Source organism: Streptomyces sp. cg36 (assembly GCF_041080675.1).
Lineage (GTDB): Bacteria > Actinomycetota > Actinomycetes > Streptomycetales > Streptomycetaceae > Streptomyces.
Map to the genome: position 1 here is coordinate 7,891,347 of NZ_CP163520.1, position 18,671 is coordinate 7,910,017.

The 18,671-nt window shown below is 71.0% G+C and carries 15 protein-coding genes; 5 read left to right on the plus strand and 10 right to left on the minus strand.

The genetic code is table 11. The features are described from left to right. The first annotated feature begins 28 nt into the window (after positions 1–28). Positions 29–604: a CGNR zinc finger domain-containing protein gene (locus AB5J87_RS34760; protein ID WP_369382725.1), complete on the plus strand. Its 576-nt coding sequence runs from the start codon at positions 29–31 to the stop codon at positions 602–604. Here AB5J87_RS34760 and AB5J87_RS34765 read toward each other — a convergent pair. The 3 genes from AB5J87_RS34765 to AB5J87_RS34775 all read right to left on the minus strand — a co-directional run bounded on the left by AB5J87_RS34765 (position 589) and on the right by AB5J87_RS34775 (position 3,587). Continuing rightward, a complete protein-coding gene (locus AB5J87_RS34765) occupies positions 589–1,821 on the minus strand; it encodes an MFS transporter (RefSeq protein WP_369382726.1) in 1,233 nt (410 codons plus the stop codon). The two genes, AB5J87_RS34760 and AB5J87_RS34765, sit on opposite strands and share 16 nt — an antisense overlap. Before the next feature lie 126 nt (positions 1,822–1,947). After that, positions 1,948–2,352 (minus strand): VOC family protein, encoded by a 405-nt coding sequence (locus AB5J87_RS34770; protein ID WP_369382727.1) that lies wholly within the window; start codon positions 2,350–2,352, stop codon positions 1,948–1,950. Between the two features lie 167 nt (positions 2,353–2,519). After that, complete coding sequence (locus tag AB5J87_RS34775; protein ID WP_369382728.1) at positions 2,520–3,587, minus strand: hypothetical protein; 1,068 nt, start codon at positions 3,585–3,587, stop codon at positions 2,520–2,522. Between the two features lie 455 nt (positions 3,588–4,042). Here AB5J87_RS34775 and AB5J87_RS34780 point away from each other — a divergent pair, with 455 nt between their 5' ends. After that, the gene (locus tag AB5J87_RS34780; RefSeq protein WP_369382729.1) at positions 4,043–5,764 is read left to right on the plus strand and encodes a protein kinase; all 1,722 of its coding nucleotides are present in this window, start codon (positions 4,043–4,045) and stop codon (positions 5,762–5,764) included. A gap of 48 nt (positions 5,765–5,812) precedes the next feature. Here AB5J87_RS34780 and AB5J87_RS34785 read toward each other — a convergent pair whose 3' ends face one another. The 5 genes from AB5J87_RS34785 to AB5J87_RS34805 form a co-directional block, all read right to left on the minus strand. Continuing rightward, on the minus strand, positions 5,813–6,313 hold the full coding sequence (locus AB5J87_RS34785; protein ID WP_369382730.1) for a signal peptide protein: 501 nt from the start codon (positions 6,311–6,313) through the stop codon (positions 5,813–5,815). A 228-nt stretch (positions 6,314–6,541) separates the two neighbouring features. After that, a complete protein-coding gene (locus AB5J87_RS34790) occupies positions 6,542–7,012 on the minus strand; it encodes a universal stress protein (RefSeq protein WP_369382731.1) in 471 nt (156 codons plus the stop codon). Positions 7,013–7,430: 418 nt separating this feature from the next. Continuing rightward, entirely contained in the window at positions 7,431–8,267 is an 837-nt protein-coding gene (locus AB5J87_RS34795; protein WP_369382732.1) for a class I SAM-dependent methyltransferase, read from the minus strand. 210 nt (positions 8,268–8,477) lie between these two features. Next, entirely contained in the window at positions 8,478–9,215 is a 738-nt protein-coding gene (locus AB5J87_RS34800) for a VOC family protein (protein ID WP_369382733.1), read from the minus strand. 117 nt (positions 9,216–9,332) lie between these two features. Continuing rightward, on the minus strand, positions 9,333–10,994 hold the full coding sequence (locus AB5J87_RS34805; protein WP_369382734.1) for a M4 family metallopeptidase: 1,662 nt from the start codon (positions 10,992–10,994) through the stop codon (positions 9,333–9,335). 286 nt (positions 10,995–11,280) lie between these two features. Here AB5J87_RS34805 and AB5J87_RS34810 point away from each other — a divergent pair, with 286 nt between their 5' ends. Further along, positions 11,281–11,526, plus strand: coding sequence for a cold-shock protein (locus AB5J87_RS34810; protein ID WP_369382735.1), 246 nt, complete (start codon positions 11,281–11,283; stop codon positions 11,524–11,526). 68 nt (positions 11,527–11,594) lie between these two features. Here AB5J87_RS34810 and AB5J87_RS34815 read toward each other — a convergent pair whose 3' ends face one another. Continuing rightward, complete coding sequence (locus tag AB5J87_RS34815; RefSeq protein ID WP_369382736.1) at positions 11,595–12,149, minus strand: hypothetical protein; 555 nt, start codon at positions 12,147–12,149, stop codon at positions 11,595–11,597. Positions 12,150–12,371: 222 nt separating this feature from the next. On the opposite strand from AB5J87_RS34815, the gene AB5J87_RS34820 reads away from it, so the two are divergent. Continuing rightward, the gene (locus AB5J87_RS34820; RefSeq protein ID WP_369382737.1) at positions 12,372–12,542 is read left to right on the plus strand and encodes a hydrophobic protein; all 171 of its coding nucleotides are present in this window, start codon (positions 12,372–12,374) and stop codon (positions 12,540–12,542) included. A gap of 207 nt (positions 12,543–12,749) precedes the next feature. Here AB5J87_RS34820 and AB5J87_RS34825 read toward each other — a convergent pair whose 3' ends face one another. Beyond that, a complete protein-coding gene (locus AB5J87_RS34825) occupies positions 12,750–14,918 on the minus strand; it encodes a hypothetical protein (protein ID WP_369382738.1) in 2,169 nt (722 codons plus the stop codon). Between the two features lie 414 nt (positions 14,919–15,332). On the opposite strand from AB5J87_RS34825, the gene AB5J87_RS34830 reads away from it, so the two are divergent. Then, positions 15,333–18,647 carry a S8 family serine peptidase gene (locus tag AB5J87_RS34830; protein ID WP_369382739.1) on the plus strand — a complete coding sequence of 1,105 codons (3,315 nt, stop codon included), beginning with the start codon at positions 15,333–15,335 and terminating at the stop codon, positions 18,645–18,647. The last annotated feature ends 24 nt before the right edge of the window (positions 18,648–18,671 follow it).

The following is an 18,671-nucleotide window of genomic DNA, read 5'->3' on the forward strand; positions in this document are numbered from 1 at the left end:
AATCACCAGAGGAGTAACCGGTCAAGTGATGTTCGACAGTCACCTCGCGCTGTTGCTGGACCAAGCCGTGGCGCTCGTGAACACCCTGACGGACGGTCACGCACGGGGCCGCCCCTACACCGCGCCCCGAGGCACGGACCTGGCGGACGCCGTCGACACCGCCATTCCGCGCACAGCGTCCTCGCTGCCGCGCGCCATCGACGCCGAACAGGCCGCGTACCTGACCGAGACGGCCGGGCGCATGCGCGAGGTCTTCCAGGCCGTGCAGGACGACAGGCCGGACGCCGCCGCCACGACCGTCAACGACCTCCTGCGCGACACCGGGGCCCGGCCCCGGCTGGACAGGTCCGAGGCCGGACCCTGGCAGCTGCACATCCACGGCCCGGACGACTCCTTCGCCGCGGGCAGCAGCGCCAGCTGCACCACCGCGCTCGCCCTGGCGGTCGGCGGCGGCCTCGCCGGCCGCCTGGGGGTGTGCCGGGCCGAGCGCTGCGACCGCGTCTACGTCGACACGTCCCGCAACGCCGCACGCCACTTCTGCTCCACCGCCTGCCAGAACCGCACGAAGGCCGCGGCCTTCCGGGCGCGTCAGCAGCCGGGCTGAGGCCGGGTCCGCAGGCCCCAGCGGGCGAGGGACGGGCCGACCGCGCCCAGCGCCGCGAAGAACACCGCCAGCAGCAGCCAGCCCGCCGTGCCCAGACCCAGCACCACCGTGGTCAGGATCCCGGGGGCGAGCGCCTGACCGGCACTGAAGCCAAGGCCGAGGACGCCCTGGTACTGGCCCTGCGCGTGGTCGGGGGCCAGGCCGAAGCCGAGGGCGAAGGCCGCCGAGGACTCGAAGACCTCCGCCAGGCTGTGGACGAAGACCGCCGCCAGGACCAGCCCCGCCGCGACCCAGACCGGCGGGTACGCCGCCAGCGCCATCAGCGGGCAGCTGACGAGGAAGAGCAGCCCGGCGGTGCGGAACGCCCCGCCGCCGTCGAGCGGCGTCTCGATGCGGGAGCCGATCCGGGTCTGCAGCAGGGCGCAGAAGGTGCCATTGACGGCGAACAGCCCGGCCACCGTCCAGCGCGGCGCCTCGGTGTGCTCGGAGATCCAGATCGGCAGGAGCAGCGACACCACCGGGTACTGCAGTCCCATGGCCCCGTACAGAGCGGTGAACGTCAGGAACGGGCGGTCCCTGAAGGCGGCCCGACGATGCTGCCGCGGCGGTGCTGCGAGCACCGGATAGCGGGGCAGCAGGAGCAGCAGCAGCGCGCACAGGGCGAAGCTCGCCGCGTTGCCGAGGATCAGCGTGACATAGGCGCCCCGGGTGTCCGCGGCCAGCGCCAGCCCGGCACCCACCGTGCCGAGGATGACGCCCAGATTGACGAAGGTGCGCAGCTTCGCCCGGAACAGGGCCGGGCGGTCCGTCCCGACCCGGACCACCAGCGCGCCCCAGGCCGCCCCGCCGGCCGCCGCCGCGATCTGGTCGACCGTCGCGATGACCGTGAGGGCGGCCCAGCTCTCGACGAGAACGAGGGCCGCCATCGACACCGCCTGGACCGCGAGGGCCAGCATCATGATCGTGCGCGCTCCGCGCCGGTCGGCGAGATGCCCTCCGGGTATCCCCGCGCCCAGGCCGATCACCCCGGCGATGGTCAGCGCGGCGCCGACCTGCACCGCGGGCAGGCCCACGGCCGACGTGAAGTAGAGCGCCGACGCCGCGTTGAACAGCCCGTTGCCGACCCGGTTGACGAAACTGGCGGCGATCAGCACGCGCTCCGGCCCGCTGGTTCCCGCCATGCGCCCTATTCGGTCCGTCAGGCTGCTCTTGATCATGGACGGCAGGCTAACAGCGGACGCGGAACCCGCCGCCGACGCGCCGGGGCCGTCGACCCCGGCGCATCGCATACGGCATGGCTGCCCGTGCGGCGGCCCACCCACGTGTCGTGCGTCGAGCGGCGGTCAGCCTTCGATGGCGGCCGGGTCCATGTACATGACCTCCCAGTGGTGCCCGTCCGGGTCCATGAAGGAGCGTCCGTACATGGGTCCCTGTTCCATGGTGTCGTTGGCGGGCGAACCGCCGCTGGCCAGCGCGGTGTCGACGAGGCGGTCGACCTCCTCGCGGCTGTCTGCGCTGAGACAGACGATCGACTCGACGGTGGTGGCAGTGTCGGCGATCTGCCGCTTGGTGAAGCCCTTGAAGAAGGGCTCGGTCAGCAGCATCGCGTAGATGGTGTCGCTGATGACCAGGCAGGCCGCGTTCTCGTCGGTGAACTGCGGGTTGAACGAGTACCCGAGCTTGCCGAAGAAGTCCTTGGCGCGGTCCAGGTCCTTCACCGGCAGATTGACGAAGATCATGGTGGGCATGTCGGCTCCCTCATGGGTGGTGATGGTGATGTCGTGTACGAGGGGTAGACCGGGGCCGGCGCGAAAACTCATCGCTCCGGCCCGACACTCTCCCGGGGCGGGGGCCTGCGCCGGCACCCGTCAGGGGCGGCGGATCGCCGCCCCCGACGGGGTGGCCGGGCTGTCGGTCAGGAGACGGAGTCGAATACGCGCACCACCTGCGGCAGGGCCTTCAGGACGGTCGTGGAGTGGTCGACCTGCCCGATGTCGCTCAGCCGCTGGTCGGCTCCGTGGGAGACCAACTGGCGTTGGCAGTGCAGGGAGTTCGTGAAGGCGACGTCATGGTCGCCCCGGGCGTGGAAGAGGCGCACCGGGACCGTGGGCCGCCAGTCGCAGGTCGTGTCCATCACGTGCAGCTTCTGCCGCAGGACCCCCGTGGGGTGCTGCACCCGCTGGAGGAACTCGGCGGTGAACAGGTCCTTCGAGGTCTGCGGCAGCGCTGCCGCGATCTGCGCCGCCTGGTGGTCGCCGTCGAAGAGCGTCTCCACCATCTTGTCGTAGGGGGCCCGGAACGCCTGGCCCGGGTTGTCGTACAGCCCGTACATCCGGTTCCAGGCGGTGGTGAAATAGGCGAGGTAGAGCGACGAGCGGGCCACCTTGTCGGCTGCCGCGGCGGCCTCGAAACCGCTCAGGTCGAACGGTCCGGCGATCGGTGCCAGAGCGCCCGGACGGAAGTAGGGGTCAACGCCCTGCTGCAGGGCCCGCCCGACCAGCATCGTTGCCGGTCCGCCCTGGGAGAACCCGGAGACCAGGACGCGCCGGTCGAGCGTGCGGCCGTCCTGGCCGGCGAAGGCGCGGGCTGCCCGTAGGGCGTCCACCGACGCGCTGACGGTCGCCTCCGGGTTTCCGTACGGATGGATCCCGGGGCCCTCGCCCATGCCGAGGTAGTCCGGTGCGGACACCGCCCGGCCGGTCGAGGCGAAGAGTAACGCCGTGGTCCGGTCGGTGGATTCGTCGTTCACCGAGGCCACCTCCTTCCGGTACACCTGTGTTCCGTGCAGCCAGGACACCACGCGAAGGGCGCGTTCCCCGCTCTTCGGCAGCGCCACCAGCTCGCTCGCCGTGGTGGGCCTGCCCTTGGGGTCGATGGTGCGGTACACGATGCGATGGGCCCGTACGCCGTAGCGGACCTGGGCCGCGTCGATGCCGCTCTTCGCCACCCGCGCCGCGACCTGCTCGGCGTCCAAGTCCGCCACGGGGGTCACGGAAACCACCGAACCACGCGCCGCGGGCTGCTCGTACGCGGCGGGAGCGGCAGGCGCGGCGGGCGAGTCGGACCGCTGATGCGCGTCGGCGCAGCCTGTCCCCGCCAGTACGGTCACGGTGCACGCCACGGCCAGTGCGGCGCGCCTGGCCGATGTTCCACGAAGCCTGGAAGAGTTCATGACGGGAACTCTGCCGCTGTCGCCACATGCGGCGCATTGGGATCAACACCCCACTGGACAGGGGGATTTCCCCACCCACGGGCCTGCCGCCCCACCCCATTTCCTGCGACCGGGCCCCATCGGGGAGGGCCGGGCCCACGAGCGCGGACAGGGCGGGCGTTCGTGCCGAAGGGCCGGGCCGTGCGAAGGCGCCCGTACCCGTGCCCCTAGGCTGGTTCCCGCCTTGGTGGCGGATCTTGGACAGTGCGGCGAAGGGAGCGCGACAGGTGACGGGGGCGAACGGCTCGGAGCTCGTCGGCGTGGTTCTGGGCGGGCGGTACCGGGTGACCGCGATGATCGGACGCGGCGGTATGGGTGTGGTCGCCCGGGCGGTGGACCAGCTGCTGAACCGCGAGGTCGCCGTCAAGGTCGTGCGCGCCTACACCGACGCCTCTCCGGAGGAACTGGCCGACCTGCGGGTCCGGATGCAGCGGGAGGCACAGGCCGCCGCCCGCATCCGGCACAGCGGTGTCGTCACCGTGCACGACGTGGTCGAGGAGCGGGGACTGCCCGTCATCGTCATGGAACTCGTCGACGGCCCCTCCCTCGACGACGTGCTGGCCGAGCGCGGCCGGCTGGATCCTCGCGAGGCCGCCGCGATCGGCGCCAAGCTCATGGACGCGCTCGACGCGGCACACCGGGCCGGGGTCCTGCACCGGGACGTGAAGCCCGGCAACGTGCTGCTGGAGCGCAGCGGCCGGGTCGTGCTCACCGACTTCGGCATCGCCAGCATGGAGAGCTCGGGCGAGGAGGCCCTGGCCAAGCTGACGCAGAGCGGCCAGATCGTCGGCTCCCTCGACTACCTGCCGCCGGAGCGCGCGCAGGGCCGCGAGCCCGGCGCCGCCTCGGACATCTGGGCGCTGGGCATGACGCTGTACGCGGCCGTGGAGGGCTCGTGGCCCTTCCGCCGTACGTCGGTGTGGTCCACGCTGGCGGCGATCGTCGGCGAACCGCTGCCGGAGCCCCGCCGGGCGGGGCCGCTCACTCCGGTGCTGCGGGCGCTGATGGCCAAGGACCCGTCGCAGCGGCCCGATGCCGGGCAGGCGCGCGAAATGCTGGAGGCGGTCGCCCGGGGCGGCAGCGCGAACCTGCCGTCGGTACCGGCTGTCCAGCCCGTCTCTCCGCCCGGCTTCGGCCCGGCGGGTGCGCCGTTCGCGCAGCCCGCCCCTCAGTCCATGGCCGCGTACACGCCGACCGACGTCCACGGTGTTCCTGTGGGTCCGGGCGCCGCGCATCCGGGCATGGCCCCTGGCGTACCGGCCGGTCGCGGCGGCAGCTCCGGGGCCGACACGGCGACGGTCGGCGGGCGGAGCCGTCGCAGCCGTACCGTCGTCGCGGTCGCGGTCGCCACCGTACTGACCGGCGGCGGAGCCGCGTACGCCCTGGTGGACATGCGGGGTGACACGGGCGGCGGGGCGAACGCGGGGCATTCCGCGCAGAGGACTCCCACCGGCGGTGACCTGCCCGACTCGGGCGGTACGGGTGAGGGGTCGGCCTCCTCGGGAGACCTGGCTTCCCTGGGACCCGGCGAAACGTCGTCGAGCACGCCTTCGAAGAAGGACCGGAACGGCGAAACGGGCGCCACGCCGACCCCCGGCAAGCCCGGTGGCAAGCCGACGCCGGGACCGTCGGGCTCGCCGAAGGCCACACCCAGTGCCCCGGTGAAGGAGCCCGTCCCGGTCTCGACGACGTGTACGGGCTGGGCCCACTCCAACCGCAGCGACGGCTACGGCTACGCGTCGCAGAACACCCACCTCTACACCGGCCCGTATGCGGTGTGCCCGTATGTGACCGTGCTCAAGTCCGGAGTGAAGGTCTACTACCACTGCTACGTCACCAATGCCCAGGGCAACAAGTGGATCTACGGCCGGATCCAGGGCACGGAGACCGAAGGCTGGCTCTTCAGCGGTAAGTCCACGCTGAAGAGCGGCAAACTTGTCCGCTGCTGACCGGCCCGGGGCCGGTGGGGGGTGGTGGCCCGGTCGGCTCCGCCGCGGTCAGTCGGCCACGGCCACGCGCAGATGGAGCGAGCCCTGGGCGCCGGGTGTGGCACTGATCCGGTAGCGCTCGTGGAGGGCCCCGGCTGCAGGCACGCACCGGTGGGCGCCGGTGAGGGAGGTGTAGAGGGTGCCGGTCTGGCTGGCCAGGCGCACCGGCTGCCAGGAGCCGTCCGCCGTGCGGTGTTCGAGGAGCACGTCGCCGGGCCGGAGGTAGGGGCCGTGGTCCGGCGACTCGATCAGGACCTGCGGCGCGGCCCTGCGGGCGTGGTCGCCGCGGTTGCGGTAGTCGAGGTCGAACTCGACGGCCCGGGGGCTGAGGGCGGGGGTGTGACCGGGTACGTCGACGAAGTGGTCGGGCCGCACGTCCGTGCAGGTGTCTGTGTGCGCGGGAGCGGGGGTGGCCGCCGTGGCCGCCTTCGCCGTGGTCATGGTGCTGACTGCGGCGAGCGCGCACAGGAGGAACGCGGAGGGAAGCGGACGGATGCGGGGCGAAGACATGGAGTGAGTTCCTCTGCGGCGGGGGCGACGGACCAGGTGGGGCTGCGGGCCGCGCCGGTGGCGGGCCGTGCTGTCTCCATTGCACCCGAGGATCCCGGCCTCGGCAGTCGGGGGATCGGCCGAGTCGGTGGGGGACGGAGTGGCGCTGATCGGTGGACGCGCCGGTACGGGCGCTCCGCGCACCCCTCCGGCGCCCTTGCGCCCCGCGAGCGTGCGCGGGCCGGGAGCTCAGTGGGCGCGCTTGCCGTTCGTCTGGGGGACGACGATGACGGGGCACGGGGCGTTCTTGCGGCAGTAGCGGTCGAGCGAGCCGTAGAGCAGGCGGTGCAGGGTGCCGTGTTTTCCGGCGCCGACGATCAGCAGGTCGCCCGTGCGGGACGCCTGCCCCACGAGTGCGCGCGCGGCGTCCTGGTCGGGGACGACGGCGGGGGTGACGACGGGTGCGTCGCCGCCGCGCCCGATGGCCTGGTCGCAGATGTGCGAGAGCGTCTCCATCGCTTCGTCGTGGCAGAAGCGCTCGTGTACGTCATGGGCGGGGTCGTGTCGGTGCGCGGGGACCTGGGTCGAGCAGTCGAAGACGAGGACGGGGCAGAGGTCCGCGCGGCGGCGGCGTGCTTCGTTTTCCGCGGCGCGGAGTACCGCGACATCGTGCTCCGACCCGTCCACGCCGACCACGATCCGCTTTATCGCCTGCTTCATTTCCATCCCTGATCTCTGTCTGTGGTCCCGATCTCTGTCTCGGGTGGACTGCTTCGCCACGCTAAGGGTGCGGCGCATCCCGGGGGATCGTGCGAATGGGGGACGCGGGGGTGGAGCGGACGTCCCCCCGGTGGGAGTCCTCGCCGAAGTGGCGAGAAGATCTCGTGGACGCGTTCACTCCCGCGCCCTGGAGCAGCCCTCCGACCGCGCCGCGATGGCTCAGCGCCGGGCCGAGGCGGCGCAGAAACGGGCCGAACGCGAGATGCGCGAGGCGGCGACCACCGACATGGGACTCGACGCGGCACCGGAGCCCGGGGCGTCCGTCCAGCAGTGGGCGGACGCCCCGGCCAGGTGCCCGGCGGAGGCCGGACGACCACCCACGGACAGGGGAGCGGCCACACCACTCGGGGAGCACGGTTCAAGGGAGCAGAGCGTGGGTGTACCAGATGTGGTGCTCGCGTTCGGCGAGGCGGTGCGGCAGGGACGGGACCAGTGGGCAGCGGCCCGCCGCCAGGTCCGTCGAGAGGTGGGCGTCCACGCGCCAGGCCGGGTCCGTGAATAGTTGGTGCGGGTGTTCCACGCCGCCGACGAAGGGGCACCCGAGGCCGTCCATGAACGCGATCAGGCGGGCCCGCCGCAAGTCATCCGGGGCCGGCCGGGGAATGTCACCGCAGAACCGGCTGCCGGGGGCGCTGCGACGGGTGAGCGCGTCGATGAGTTTTGTTCCTTCCGCGGGAGTGAGGAAGTAGAACAGGCCGTCGGCGATCCAGAGGGTGGGCCGGGAGGCGTTGTGCCCGTGGTGGGCCAGCTCTTCGGTCCAGGAGCCGCGCAGGTCCGTGGTGACGTTCGTGACGGGGCAATGGGGGGTGACGCCGAGGGCGGCGAGCCGGTTGTTCTTGGCGTCCAGCTGCCCGGGCAGGTCGACTTCCCACCAGGCGAGGTCCGAGGGCAGGCGGAGGCGCCAGGCCCGGGTGTCGCCGCCCGCGCCCAGGCACACGACTTGGCGTACGCCACCGGCGACCGCTCGCAAGGCCAAGGCGTCGCCGAGGCGGCCCCGGGCGATGGGGCAACCGAACTCACCACCGTTGGCGACCATGCGGTCCAGGCCCGAGGCCGCCGGGCCGCAGGCCGTTGCCGCGTAGTAGTCGCGCAGGTAGGCGTCCGGGCGCCCGCATTCCCGGGCCCGTGCGGCCGTCGTCCAGTCGCTCGTCTCCCGCACCGCTGTGGTCTGCGTGGAAGCCGGAGTCGTGTCCATGGTCAACCGTCCCGTCGTAGTGCGTCGGCGGGCTCGGGCGGGCGCGCCGGAGGCCGCTCCACCCAAGATCACCCGGTGACGGATCCCGGCACATCGGCTGACCGGCCCCGCCGACGGGGGACGTGCTGTCCGTCGGTCGGGGTCTTCATCAGGTTCGTCCTGCTGAGTCCTGTTGGGTCCTACTGTTTCGCGCTGTGGCCGAGTCCGGTGTCACGCGGGGGTGAGCAGGCAGAACTCGTTGCCTTCCGGGTCGGCCAGAATCGTCCAGGAAATGGTGGACTGGTCGATTCCGGGGTCGGTGGCACCCAGGGCGCGCAGCCGGGCTTCTTCCGCCGCCACGTCGGCGCCGGGGTAGGGCCTGACGTCGAGGTGGACGCGGTTCCATACGCTCTTGGTGTCGGGGGTGCGGACGAACTCCAGGTACGGGCCCACGCCCTGGGCGGAGCGCATGCCGGCGAAGTCGTCGGTGACCTCGTGCAGCGTCCAGTCCATCGCCCCGTCCCAGAACCGGGCCATCTCCCGCGGGTCGGCACAGTCGACGACCACCGCGGCGATCGGGCCGGTGTCCCGGTAGAGGGGGCGGGGCTCCAGGACGCAGAACTCGTTGCCCTCCGGGTCCGCCATGACCGTCCAGGGGACATCACCCTGACCCACGTCCGCGAGGGTCGCGCCCAGATCCTTCAGCCGTGCGACCAACTCCGCCTGGTGAGCGGGCGAGGTGGTGGCCAGATCCAGGTGGACCCGGTTCTTGACCGTCTTGGGTTCCGGGCGGGCGATGATGTCGATGCAGACAGCTGTGGGGTCGGGGTAGGCGAAACCCACGGGTTCCAGGTTGGTGACGCCGGGCCCCTCGCTGTCCATGCCCCAGCCGAGCGCCTGCGACCAGAACCGGCCGAGCGCGGAGTCGTCCTGAGCCTTCATATTGATCTGCACGAGTCGTGTTGACATGCCACAGATCTTAGAAGCCACCCCTGTTCTTCCGGCCAGGGCGACCCGGTGGTCGCGCGGCGGTGCCGCACCGGGTCCGTACCGGTGCGGCACCGCGTGGTTCCTCCGGTTGGGTTGTTACCCCTTGACGTTCACCCCGGTCCAGGCGGCGTCCACGGCCTTGGCCTCGGCGCTGTTGGCGCCGTAGAGGTCGGCGGCTGCCTTCAGGGTGCCCTGGCGGGCGCCGTGGTAGTCGGTGGTGGAGGTGAAGTACGTGGTCAGCGCCTTGTACCAGATCTGCACGGCCTTGTCGCGGCCGATGCCGGTGACCGTGGAGCCGTCCACGGTCGGGCTGTCGTAGTGCACGCCGTTGATGTCCTTCGCGCCGCTGCCCTCGGACAGCAGGTAGAAGAAGTGGTTGGCGACGCCGGAGGAGTAGTGCACGTCGAGGTCGCCGACGGAGGCGCTCCAGTAGTCGGCGGAACCGCGGCCGTCCTTGCTCGGCTTGTCCTGGTAGCGCAGCGGCTTGCCGTTGCCGAAGATGTCGATCTTCTCGCCGAGCAGGTAGTCGCCCTTGTCCTGGGCGTTGTTGGCGTTCCACTCCACCGCGGTGCCGAAGATGTCCGAGGTGGCCTCGTTGAGGCCGCCGGACTCACCCGAATACTGCAGGTCGGCGGTGGCGGAGGTGACGCCGTGGCTGAACTCGTGCCCGGCCACGTCGAGCTGGGTCAGCGGGAGCTTGTTCTTCGCGCCGTCGCCGTAGCTGATCGTGAAGGACTGGTCGTCCCAGAAGGCGTTCTGGTAGGCGTTGCCGTAGTGGACGCGGGAGACCGGGGCGCGGCCGTCGTTCTTGATGCCGTTGCGGTGCAGGACGTTCTTGTAGAAGTCCCAGGTCTGGGCGGCGCCGTAGGCGGCGTCCACGGCGGCGGTCTGGTTGTCGGCGGGGTTGCCGGTGCCCCACTTGTTGTCGGCGTCGGTGAAGACGGTGCCCTTGCCGCTCGTCTTGTGCTTGAGGTCGACGGTGCTCGAACCGCCGCGCACGCTGTCGACGAGGCTGTAACCCGTGGACGCCTTCGTGGTGTTGAGGCTGACGGTGCCGCTGTACTGGCTGGCGCCGGTGCCGACCGCGGCGGCCGGGGCGGCCGGCTTGGCGGCGCCGGCGGAGCCCTGCGAGGTGATGCCGCTGGCTATGTCGTCGATCTGCTCGTTCTCGTACAGCTTCTTGCCGGTGTTGGCGTCGGTGATCACCCGCAGTCGGCTCGGGGTGATGCCGTCGGCCTTGGTGCCGTTGACGACGGTCTCGTAGGCGAGCACGGGCTTGCCGTCGGCGGCCCAGATGACCTTGCGGGGAGCGTCGCCGCTGGTGGCACCCGTGGTCTTCGCCGCCTTGGCGGCCCTCACCGCAACCGACGTGGCGGTGGTCGGGGTCAGCTTCGGGGTGAGCGAAGCCACCTTGATGGTCGCCTTGACGGCCTTGGTGACGTCCTTGACGGCGCCGTTGGGCGCCCGGTGGACGATGAGGTCGCCGCCGAGGACGGGCAGCCCGGCGTAGGTGCGCTCGTAGCGGGTGTGGACCGTGCCGTCGGCGTCCTTGATGACGTCCTTGACGACCAGGTTCTCCTTGGCGCCCAGGCCGAGCGCCTGCGCGGTGGCCGCGGGGCCGGTGCCCTCGTGCTGCGGAGCGGCACCCGCCGATGCGGTGGCTGCACCGGCGGCGAGCAGGGCGCCGGTGAGGACGACGGCGCCGGACGTGAGGGCCAGGCGGCGAGCCGTGCCACCGGTGGGGGAGAGCGAGGACATGTGGTTTCTCCAGACAGGCGTGGGGAGTTGGGCGGGATCGCCGCCGAACCGTTCAAGGAGGAACTGCCTTGATGAGCACGGACACTCTCAGTCCGTCGCGCACATGTCACGTGGCATAAAAGGGGGTTCAGTGTTCTCTGTCGGATTTGCCGCCGGGCGCTTCACGGGAAGGACATGGTGCCGATACGTGCCGACACAGGTGGCAGAGGCTCCGCAATGTGCGTGAAAGAACTGGCATGCTGGCGGAGGGGCGAAGAGGTGTATCGAGAGGGAGGACGCGCGCACCATGTCGGAGGTCAGGTTTGCGGGGACGGTGCGGGAGTGGCACGCCGAAGAGGGGTGGGGTGTGGTGACCTCCGCGGATCTGAGTGAGCCGGTGTGGGCTCACTTCTCCCATATCGAAGCCGGGGGTTTTCGTGAGCTCGTGGCCGGGGAAGCCGTCGTCTTCACCGCGGAGCGGGCTGAGCAGGACGGCCACAACTGGCGGGCCGTACGCGTGTGGCGTGACCCGGGCGCCAAGAAGGCCAAGTGATCCCCGGCTTGCCCTGCCCCGTTCCGCAGCGTCGAAAGGCGACTGCGGCGCAGGCGCTGGCGGTACCGCTACCGGGCGGCCTTCCTGGCCCGGGCGTCGGCGAGCGCGTACGGCAGGCCGGGCAGGACGAGGAGGGCCGCGCCCCACAGCGGAACGGTGACCAGTGTGCCGCCGCCGGCGAAGTGGCGCGTGAGGACGAGTACGGGCAGGCCGACCACCAGGGCGACGGCCCAGCTGCGACCGAGGCCCAGGCTGCCGCGGCGCAGCTCCCAGAAGACGGTGACCGCCGCGATCGCCACGAAGAAGGCGATCCGGTCGGCGCTCACGTCCAGTTCGGTGGTCCACCGGACCAGGTGGGAGACCAGTAGCAGGCAACCCGCGACGAAGGAGGCCATGGCCGTCAGGCGAAGTGCCCGGCGGGGGAGCGGGGTGCGGGCCCGGGCCCAGGAGGCGGCGAAGGCCCTGACGTCGGAACCGACGACGTCCTGGGGAGTGCCTCCGGCGGCCTCGGCCGCTTCGAGGCGCGCCGCGAGCTCGTCGAGCATGGCGCGCACGGAGGCGTCGTCGATGCCCCGGTACTCCCAGTTGCTGCGGCAGGCCGCGAGGACCGTCTCATTCGTCATGGTGTGATCTCTCGTAGGGCCTTCAAGGTGGTTCGTCGCGAGGATACCCTCCGAGAGGCTTGACCTGGTGATGCGGCTGCGGCGGCGTGAGGGAACGCGTGTAGCGGACGTAAGCAAGTCGACGTACCCACTGGTGAGTTGAACTGAGGGGACCGCCTCCCATCGATTCGCATGCATGTAGGGGCGGTGTGAGGGCACCCGGTTGGCAGGAGGTTGATATCGATGGTTCCCCTGCTTCTGGTTCTTCTGCTGGCTCTGCTTCTCTTCGGTGCGGGTTTTGCGCTGCAGGCGCTGTGGTGGGTCGCGGTGATCGTGCTGGCGGTGTGGGTGCTCGGCTTCGTTGCCCGGGCGGCTGACAGTGGTGGCCGACGGGGTCGCTGGTACCGCTGGTAGACGGGTGGCAGTCGACGGGTGCCCCTTGGGTGTGTGGCCCCTGTCGGTGACACAGGTGGGCGTGGGGCCCGGCCGGGGACGGCCGGGCCCTCGCCGTGCGTGCGGACACCTGCGCCCGCACGGCCAGGAAGAGGGAGGGGCGGATGGGTGTCCGTCCCAGGGAGTTGATGGAGCGGCCGAAACCCCGGTAGCGGTGTGGGGCAGGGATCAGAAGAAGGTCTGGAAGCGGGTGGAGTCGCCTCGCAGGGGCAGGGCGTAGGCAGGTTCGAAGGGGCGGGTGGTGTCGTCGCGGCCGGTGTAGAGCGCGGAGCCGGAGGTGCCGATGGCGTAGAGGTCGGCGATGCCCCTGCCGTTTCTGCCCGCCGGGATGATGTGGGTGTACTTCTGCCAGCCGCCGCCGACCTCGCGGCGGGCGGTGAAGGTGCCGTCGCCCTTGCCCAGGTAGAGCCAGAGGACACCGTCCTTGTCGCGCGCGAGGAGGTCGCCGCCGGAGGCGCCCGCGATGTTGCCGGGAGCGGTGAGGAGGTTGTAGCCGCCCCAGCCGCCGCCGACCTTCTGGCGGGGCTTGAAGGGGGCGGCGGCGTCGCCGGTGGACGCGTAGAACCACAGCACGCCGTCCTTGTCGGTGGCGAGGAGGTCGCCCCGGCCGTCGCCGTTCAGGTCGGAGCCGCCGGTTATCTTGTCGTAGACGTTCCAGCCGCCGCCGACCTTCGTGCGCGGCAGGAGCTTCTGGTGGTCGCTCTGGTGGAGCCAGAGCACCCCGTCGCGGTCCCGGCCGACGACGTCGTCCGAGGCCGAACCCGCCAGGTTTCCGGGGGAGGCCATGAGGGTGTACGTGTTCCAGCCGGTGCCCAGCACGTCCGGCTTCGGGTCGCGGACGACCGGCGGGCAGCCCTCGTCACGGCAGTCGGGGCTGTTGCCCATGGCGCGCAGATGGCTGAGGTCGTAGGCCGACAGATTGCCCGAGCTGTCGCGGACGAGGGCGTCCGGACGCGCGTTGTCGTTGAAGTCGCGCGGGGCGGTGGCACGGTCCACCGTGGTGGTGCCGGTCTTCACGCCGACGGGTCCGACCCCGGAGCCGGGGTTGGCGGTCAGTTTCCAGGTGTACGCACCGTTGTAGGCGCCGACCACCTCGTCGAAGTCGCCGTTCCACCTGATGAAGGTGTCGTAGTAGCTCCAGAGCCTCACCGTGCGGCCGGTGGCCACATGGGTCAGCTCCAGCGAAACGCCCAGGTCCGGCTGGCTGGTCTGCCACGTCACCGGCTTGTCGGTGCCGTCGAAGCGGAACACGCTGGGGATGTCGACGTGCTCGACGGTCATCTCCAGGGGGCTCTGCCCGTCCCCGATCATGGTGGACGCCGGGGTGCCGCTCGCGTCGAGCGCGATGCGGAAGAGGCCCCGGCCCTGCGCGAAGGTGCCGCCGGACACCAGGAGGGTGCCGTCGTCGGGTGAGGCCACCTGGCTCGCGAGGTCGAGGAGGGGGACCTTCCGGCCGTCCTTGAGGGACTTCAGGACGACCGGCTTGTTCGGGTAGGCCACCCCGTCGACGACGACCTTGTCCTGGCCGGTGATCGCCAGCCAGTCGCCGCCCAGGGCGAACTGTGCCCGGTAGGGCAGGGTCTGGGCCTGCTTGGTCTTCCGGTCCACGACCTTGGTCTGGCCGTACGCGGGCTCCCAGAGCACGCGGTCCGGTGTGACCTGTGCGAACCCGGCGTGCCGGTCGAGGGCGTACGTCTCGACGGTGGTGGCCGTGGCCACGTCGACCAGGGCGAGCTGGAAGCGATCCGCCTGCGAGGTCTCCACGGCGACGGTACCGGGTGTGGAACCGTAGAACTGCCAGGCCACTCCGGACGGCATCCCCGTCACCTTGCGGTCGACGACCTCGCCTCCGGGAACCCGGCTCACCAGGTGCAGCTCGCGGGTGGCCCGGTCGGTCATCACCAGGGTCGAGCCGTTGACCTCACGCAGTTCGTAGGGGCTGTCGATGACGACCGGGGCGCCGCCGACGGCCATGTCGTGAAGGGTGTGGCGGGTCCCTTCGCTGGCCACGACGACGTCGGCTCCGGCGGCGCCGCGGTAGGTGACCGCGGGGCTCTTCGGGAACGTGGTGGTGGAACCGTCCGCGTACCGCGTCCAGGCGACGTCACCCGTCCGGACGGCGAGGAAACCGGTGGGTCCGGCGGTCGTGAGAACGCTGTCGCGGAACGGGAACGCCCCCTCATGTGCGCCCTGTTGGGCGGTGCAGGCAGCCGGGGCGGGAGCTACCGGTGCGGCGGCGGCCGGACCGGCGAGCGTGGCGGCGGTGGTGGCCGCCAGCGCGACGGTGACGGCAGCGGTCAGCCGGAAGCGGGGGGTGTGAACCTGCGTGCGTGACATGTGGTGTGGCTCCTGGGAGACGGGCCTGCGGGTGCCGTCGAAGAGAACGACATCCACCAAGACCTGCGAGAAGACATGACAGTTGTATGGCTATGCCATGAAATATTCTGGGATCGGCCCGTCATGAGGCAGCTGCCGACGGGGTTCGTGCCCGTGGGCCTTCCACCGCGACGCGGTTGCAAGATGGCCGGAAGCAGAGCCAAGCAACTCGCCACTCCCGTCACACTATTGATCACCTTTCACATGCGTCACATACTGCGCTGACCGGCGGTGGGTGAGGTTCCGCTCGCGGTCGGGAGATGACCAGTCGACTTCATCCCGAAAGCTCCTGGGGGAGATTTGCGCGGAAAAGTGAAGAGATCGAGTGTTGTCCTGACCGTCGCGGCGGCCACATCGGTGGCCCTCGTAGCAGGTATGACGGGCCCCGCCATGGCGATCGGCACGGCCGCGACGGCCACCCCGCAGACGGCCCGCGTCGGCGGCGACCAGCGGATCCAGCTCATCACGGGCGACCGTGTGAGGGTCGGTGCCCAGGGCCAGGTGGTGGGCTTCGAGGCCGCCAAGGGCCGTGAGCGCATACCCGTACAAGTACAGCGCGCGGGCGGCCACACCCTCGTGCTGCCCAGCGACGCCCAGGCACTGATCGCCGCCGGCAGACTCGACCAGCGGCTCTTCGACATGAACGAGCTGACCGACCCGCTGCTGCGCAAGAGCCACGGCGACGGGCTCAAACTCATCGTGCGGTACGAGGGCGACCCCGCCGGCGTCGGCGCGGCCCGGGCCGGGCTGCGCGCGGCCGGTGACACCCGGGTCCGGCGCACGTTCTCCACCATCAACGCCGATGCCATCCGTACGTCACAGGACGACGTGGCCAGTGTGTGGGGCGCGTTGACCCGTCGTGGATCGAGCGGTGTGCGCGCGAGCGCCTCCGGCATCGGCAAGGTGTGGCTGGACGGCGTGCGCCGGGCCAGTCTGGATCGCAGCGTCCGGCAGATCGGTGCCGACAAGGCGTGGGAAGCCGGATACGACGGCAAGGGCGTCAAGATCGCCGTCCTCGACACCGGCGTGGACAAGACGCACGAGGATCTGAAGACCCAGGTCGTCGAGGAGAAGAACTTCTCCGCCTCCGCCGACGCCCAGGACCACTTCGGCCATGGCACGCATGTGGCCTCGATCGCCGCCGGGACCGGGGCCGCGTCGGGCGGCAAGTACAAGGGTGTCGCGCCCGGTGCCCGGATCATCAGCGGCAAGGTGCTGGACGACGAGGGCAACGGCGACGACTCCGCCATCATCGCGGGCATGGAGTGGGCCGCCGCCGAGGGTGCGGACGTGATCAACCTCAGCCTCGGCAAGCCGGATTCGCCCGGAGTGGACCCGATGGAGGAGACGGTCAACAAGCTCTCCGCCGACAAGGGCGTCCTCTTCGCGATCGCGGCGGGCAACGAGGGCGAGGCCGGCGGCTCGACGGTGGACTCCCCGGCCAGCGCGGACGCCGCGCTGAGCGTGGGCGCCGTCGACAAGGACGACGAACTCGCGGGATTCTCCAGCACCGGCCCGCGCGCGGGCGACGGCGCGATCAAGCCGGACGTGACCGCGCCCGGCGTCGCCATCACCGCGGCGGCGGCCTCGGGCAGCGAACTCGACACCCGCCCCGGTATGCCGCATCCGGCCCCCGGCTATCTGCGGCTCGACGGCACCTCGATGGCCACCCCGCACGTCGCGGGCGCGGCGGCGATCCTGAAGCAGCGGCACCCGGACTGGAAGGCCGCCGAGCTCAAGGGCGCGCTGACCGCGTCCACCAAGGGCGGCCCGTACACCGCCTTCCAGCAGGGCTCGGGCCGTATCCAGGTCGACCGGGCGCTGGGCCAGAGCGTGATCGCCGATCCCGTCTCGCTGAACTTCGGCGTCGCCCAGTGGCCGCACACCGACGACCGGCCCGTGACCCGGAAGCTCGGCTACCGCAACCTCACGACCAGCGACGTCACCCTTGACCTGTCGGTGTCCGGCCTCGACCCGGCGGGCAAGCCGGTCCCCTCCGGATTCTTCGCGCTGGGCGCGACCAAGGTGACGGTGCCCGCGGGCGGCCGGGCCGAGGTCGACCTGACGGCCGACACCAAGATCGGTGACGCCGACGGCACCTATTCCGGCTATGTGACCGCCACGGCGGCCGGCGCGGGCCAGTCCGTCCGTACCGCCGCGGTCGCCGTCCGCGAGGCGGAGTCCTACGACCTCACGGTCAGGACCCTCGACCGGGACGGCAGTGATGCCCGCAGCTTCTTCAACTCCCTCTTCGGGATCGCCGGGCCGGGCAAGGACTTCCAGGCCCGCATCGACAACGAGCCGGGTACGCACAAGATCCGTGTGCCCAAGGGCTCGTACACCTTCAACGCGGGCGTCTACCAGGACCCGCAGGATCTCACCAAGGGCACCGACTGGATCGTCCAGCCGAAGCTGGACATCACGGCCGACACCTCGGTCACGTTCGACGCGCGTACCGCCAAGCCGGTGGCGATGAGCGTGCCCGGCCTGGACAGGGCGGACTTCGGCGGGACGTACTACGAGCGCGCGAGTGACCTGGGCGGCGTGGGCAACGGCTGGGTGCTGCGTGGATTCACCGGATTCCGTACCGCCCACATGGGGCCGGCCGTGACCGACGGCTCGCTCATGCAGACCTGGGACGCGCACTTCGTCAAGGACGCCACCACCCAGTACTCGGTGGCCTTCGGCGGCAAGGTGCGGCAGGTCGCGACCGGCTACAGCAGGCAGGTGAAGGCGAACGAACTCGCCACGCTGAAGGTCGGCCTGGGCGCGTCGGCTCCCGGCAAGACGACGCTGACCTCGCCGTTCGCTCATCTGCCGGGCGCTCCGGAGGGCAACGGCTTCTCGGCGTACCAGGCGGCGCCGGGCACGCGCACCTTCTACGTCTCCACCGCCGACGGCGTTCAGTGGGTGACCAAGTCCAGCCAGTACGGCACACCGGACGAGAGCGGCTACCCGCCCTTCGAGGGTGACTACGAGATGGTCGCCCCGAAGCGGTACGAGGCGGGGAAGACGTATCACGAGACGTTCTACACCGGCGTCTTCGGACCGCTGCTGGGCGACGGGATGGGGGTCTTCCGCACCGCGCCCGACGCGTCGACGGGCGAGCAGCTGATCATGGGCGCCCTGCCCATGTTCTCCGACGGCGAGGGACATCGGGGAGCCTCCGTCTACAGTGCGGCCACCTCGACCCTCTACCGCAATGGAGTCAAGGTCGGCGAGAACGACGACCCGCTGGGAGGCAGGAAGCCCTTCAAGGTGGACGGCGCCGACGCCGAGTACCGGCTGACGACCTCGGTGGACCGCCCGGCAGCGGTCGCTTCGGTCGCCAGCCGCATCGAGACCAGCTTCACGTTCCGCTCCCAGCAGGTCGCGGTGACCACCGCGCTGCCGGTGTCCACGGCGCGCTTCGACGCCCCCGTCGACCTGGCGTCACGCGCGCCGGCGGGCGCCTGGGCGCGCATCCCGGTGACCGTGCAGGGTGCGGCGAGCGGCTCGAACCTCAAGTCGCTGAGCGTATACGCGAGTTACGACGACGGCAAGACCTGGCAGGTGGTGAAGGTCGACAAGGGTGCGGCGTCGGTGAAGAACCCGGCGAAGGACAAGGCCGTCGCACTCCGCGCCGAGATCGCGGACAAGCAGGGCAACACCTCGATGGTGACGATCCACCAGGCGTACTTCGGGAAGTGACGCCGTTCCGGTAACGGTGACGCA

Bases quoted from the DNA above. Each gene is read 5' to 3' on its own strand.
- AB5J87_RS34790 (WP_369382731.1), bottom strand. From the start codon at position 7,012: ATGAAGCAGGCGATAAAGCGGATCGTGGTCGGCGTGGACGGGTCGGAG.
- AB5J87_RS34830 (WP_369382739.1), top strand. From the start codon at position 15,333: ATGACGGGCCCCGCCATGGCGATCGGCACGGCCGCGACGGCCACCCCG.
- AB5J87_RS34785 (WP_369382730.1), bottom strand. From the start codon at position 6,313: ATGTCTTCGCCCCGCATCCGTCCGCTTCCCTCCGCGTTCCTCCTGTGC.
- AB5J87_RS34815 (WP_369382736.1), bottom strand. From the start codon at position 12,149: ATGACGAATGAGACGGTCCTCGCGGCCTGCCGCAGCAACTGGGAGTAC.
- AB5J87_RS34770 (WP_369382727.1), bottom strand. From the start codon at position 2,352: ATGCCCACCATGATCTTCGTCAATCTGCCGGTGAAGGACCTGGACCGC.
- AB5J87_RS34825 (WP_369382738.1), bottom strand. From the start codon at position 14,918: ATGTCACGCACGCAGGTTCACACCCCCCGCTTCCGGCTGACCGCTGCC.
- AB5J87_RS34810 (WP_369382735.1), top strand. From the start codon at position 11,281: ATGTCGGAGGTCAGGTTTGCGGGGACGGTGCGGGAGTGGCACGCCGAA.
- AB5J87_RS34795 (WP_369382732.1), bottom strand. From the start codon at position 8,267: ATGGACACGACTCCGGCTTCCACGCAGACCACAGCGGTGCGGGAGACG.
- AB5J87_RS34760 (WP_369382725.1), top strand. From the start codon at position 29: ATGTTCGACAGTCACCTCGCGCTGTTGCTGGACCAAGCCGTGGCGCTC.
- AB5J87_RS34820 (WP_369382737.1), top strand. From the start codon at position 12,372: ATGGTTCCCCTGCTTCTGGTTCTTCTGCTGGCTCTGCTTCTCTTCGGT.
- AB5J87_RS34800 (WP_369382733.1), bottom strand. From the start codon at position 9,215: ATGTCAACACGACTCGTGCAGATCAATATGAAGGCTCAGGACGACTCC.
- AB5J87_RS34805 (WP_369382734.1), bottom strand. From the start codon at position 10,994: ATGTCCTCGCTCTCCCCCACCGGTGGCACGGCTCGCCGCCTGGCCCTC.
- AB5J87_RS34765 (WP_369382726.1), bottom strand. From the start codon at position 1,821: ATGATCAAGAGCAGCCTGACGGACCGAATAGGGCGCATGGCGGGAACC.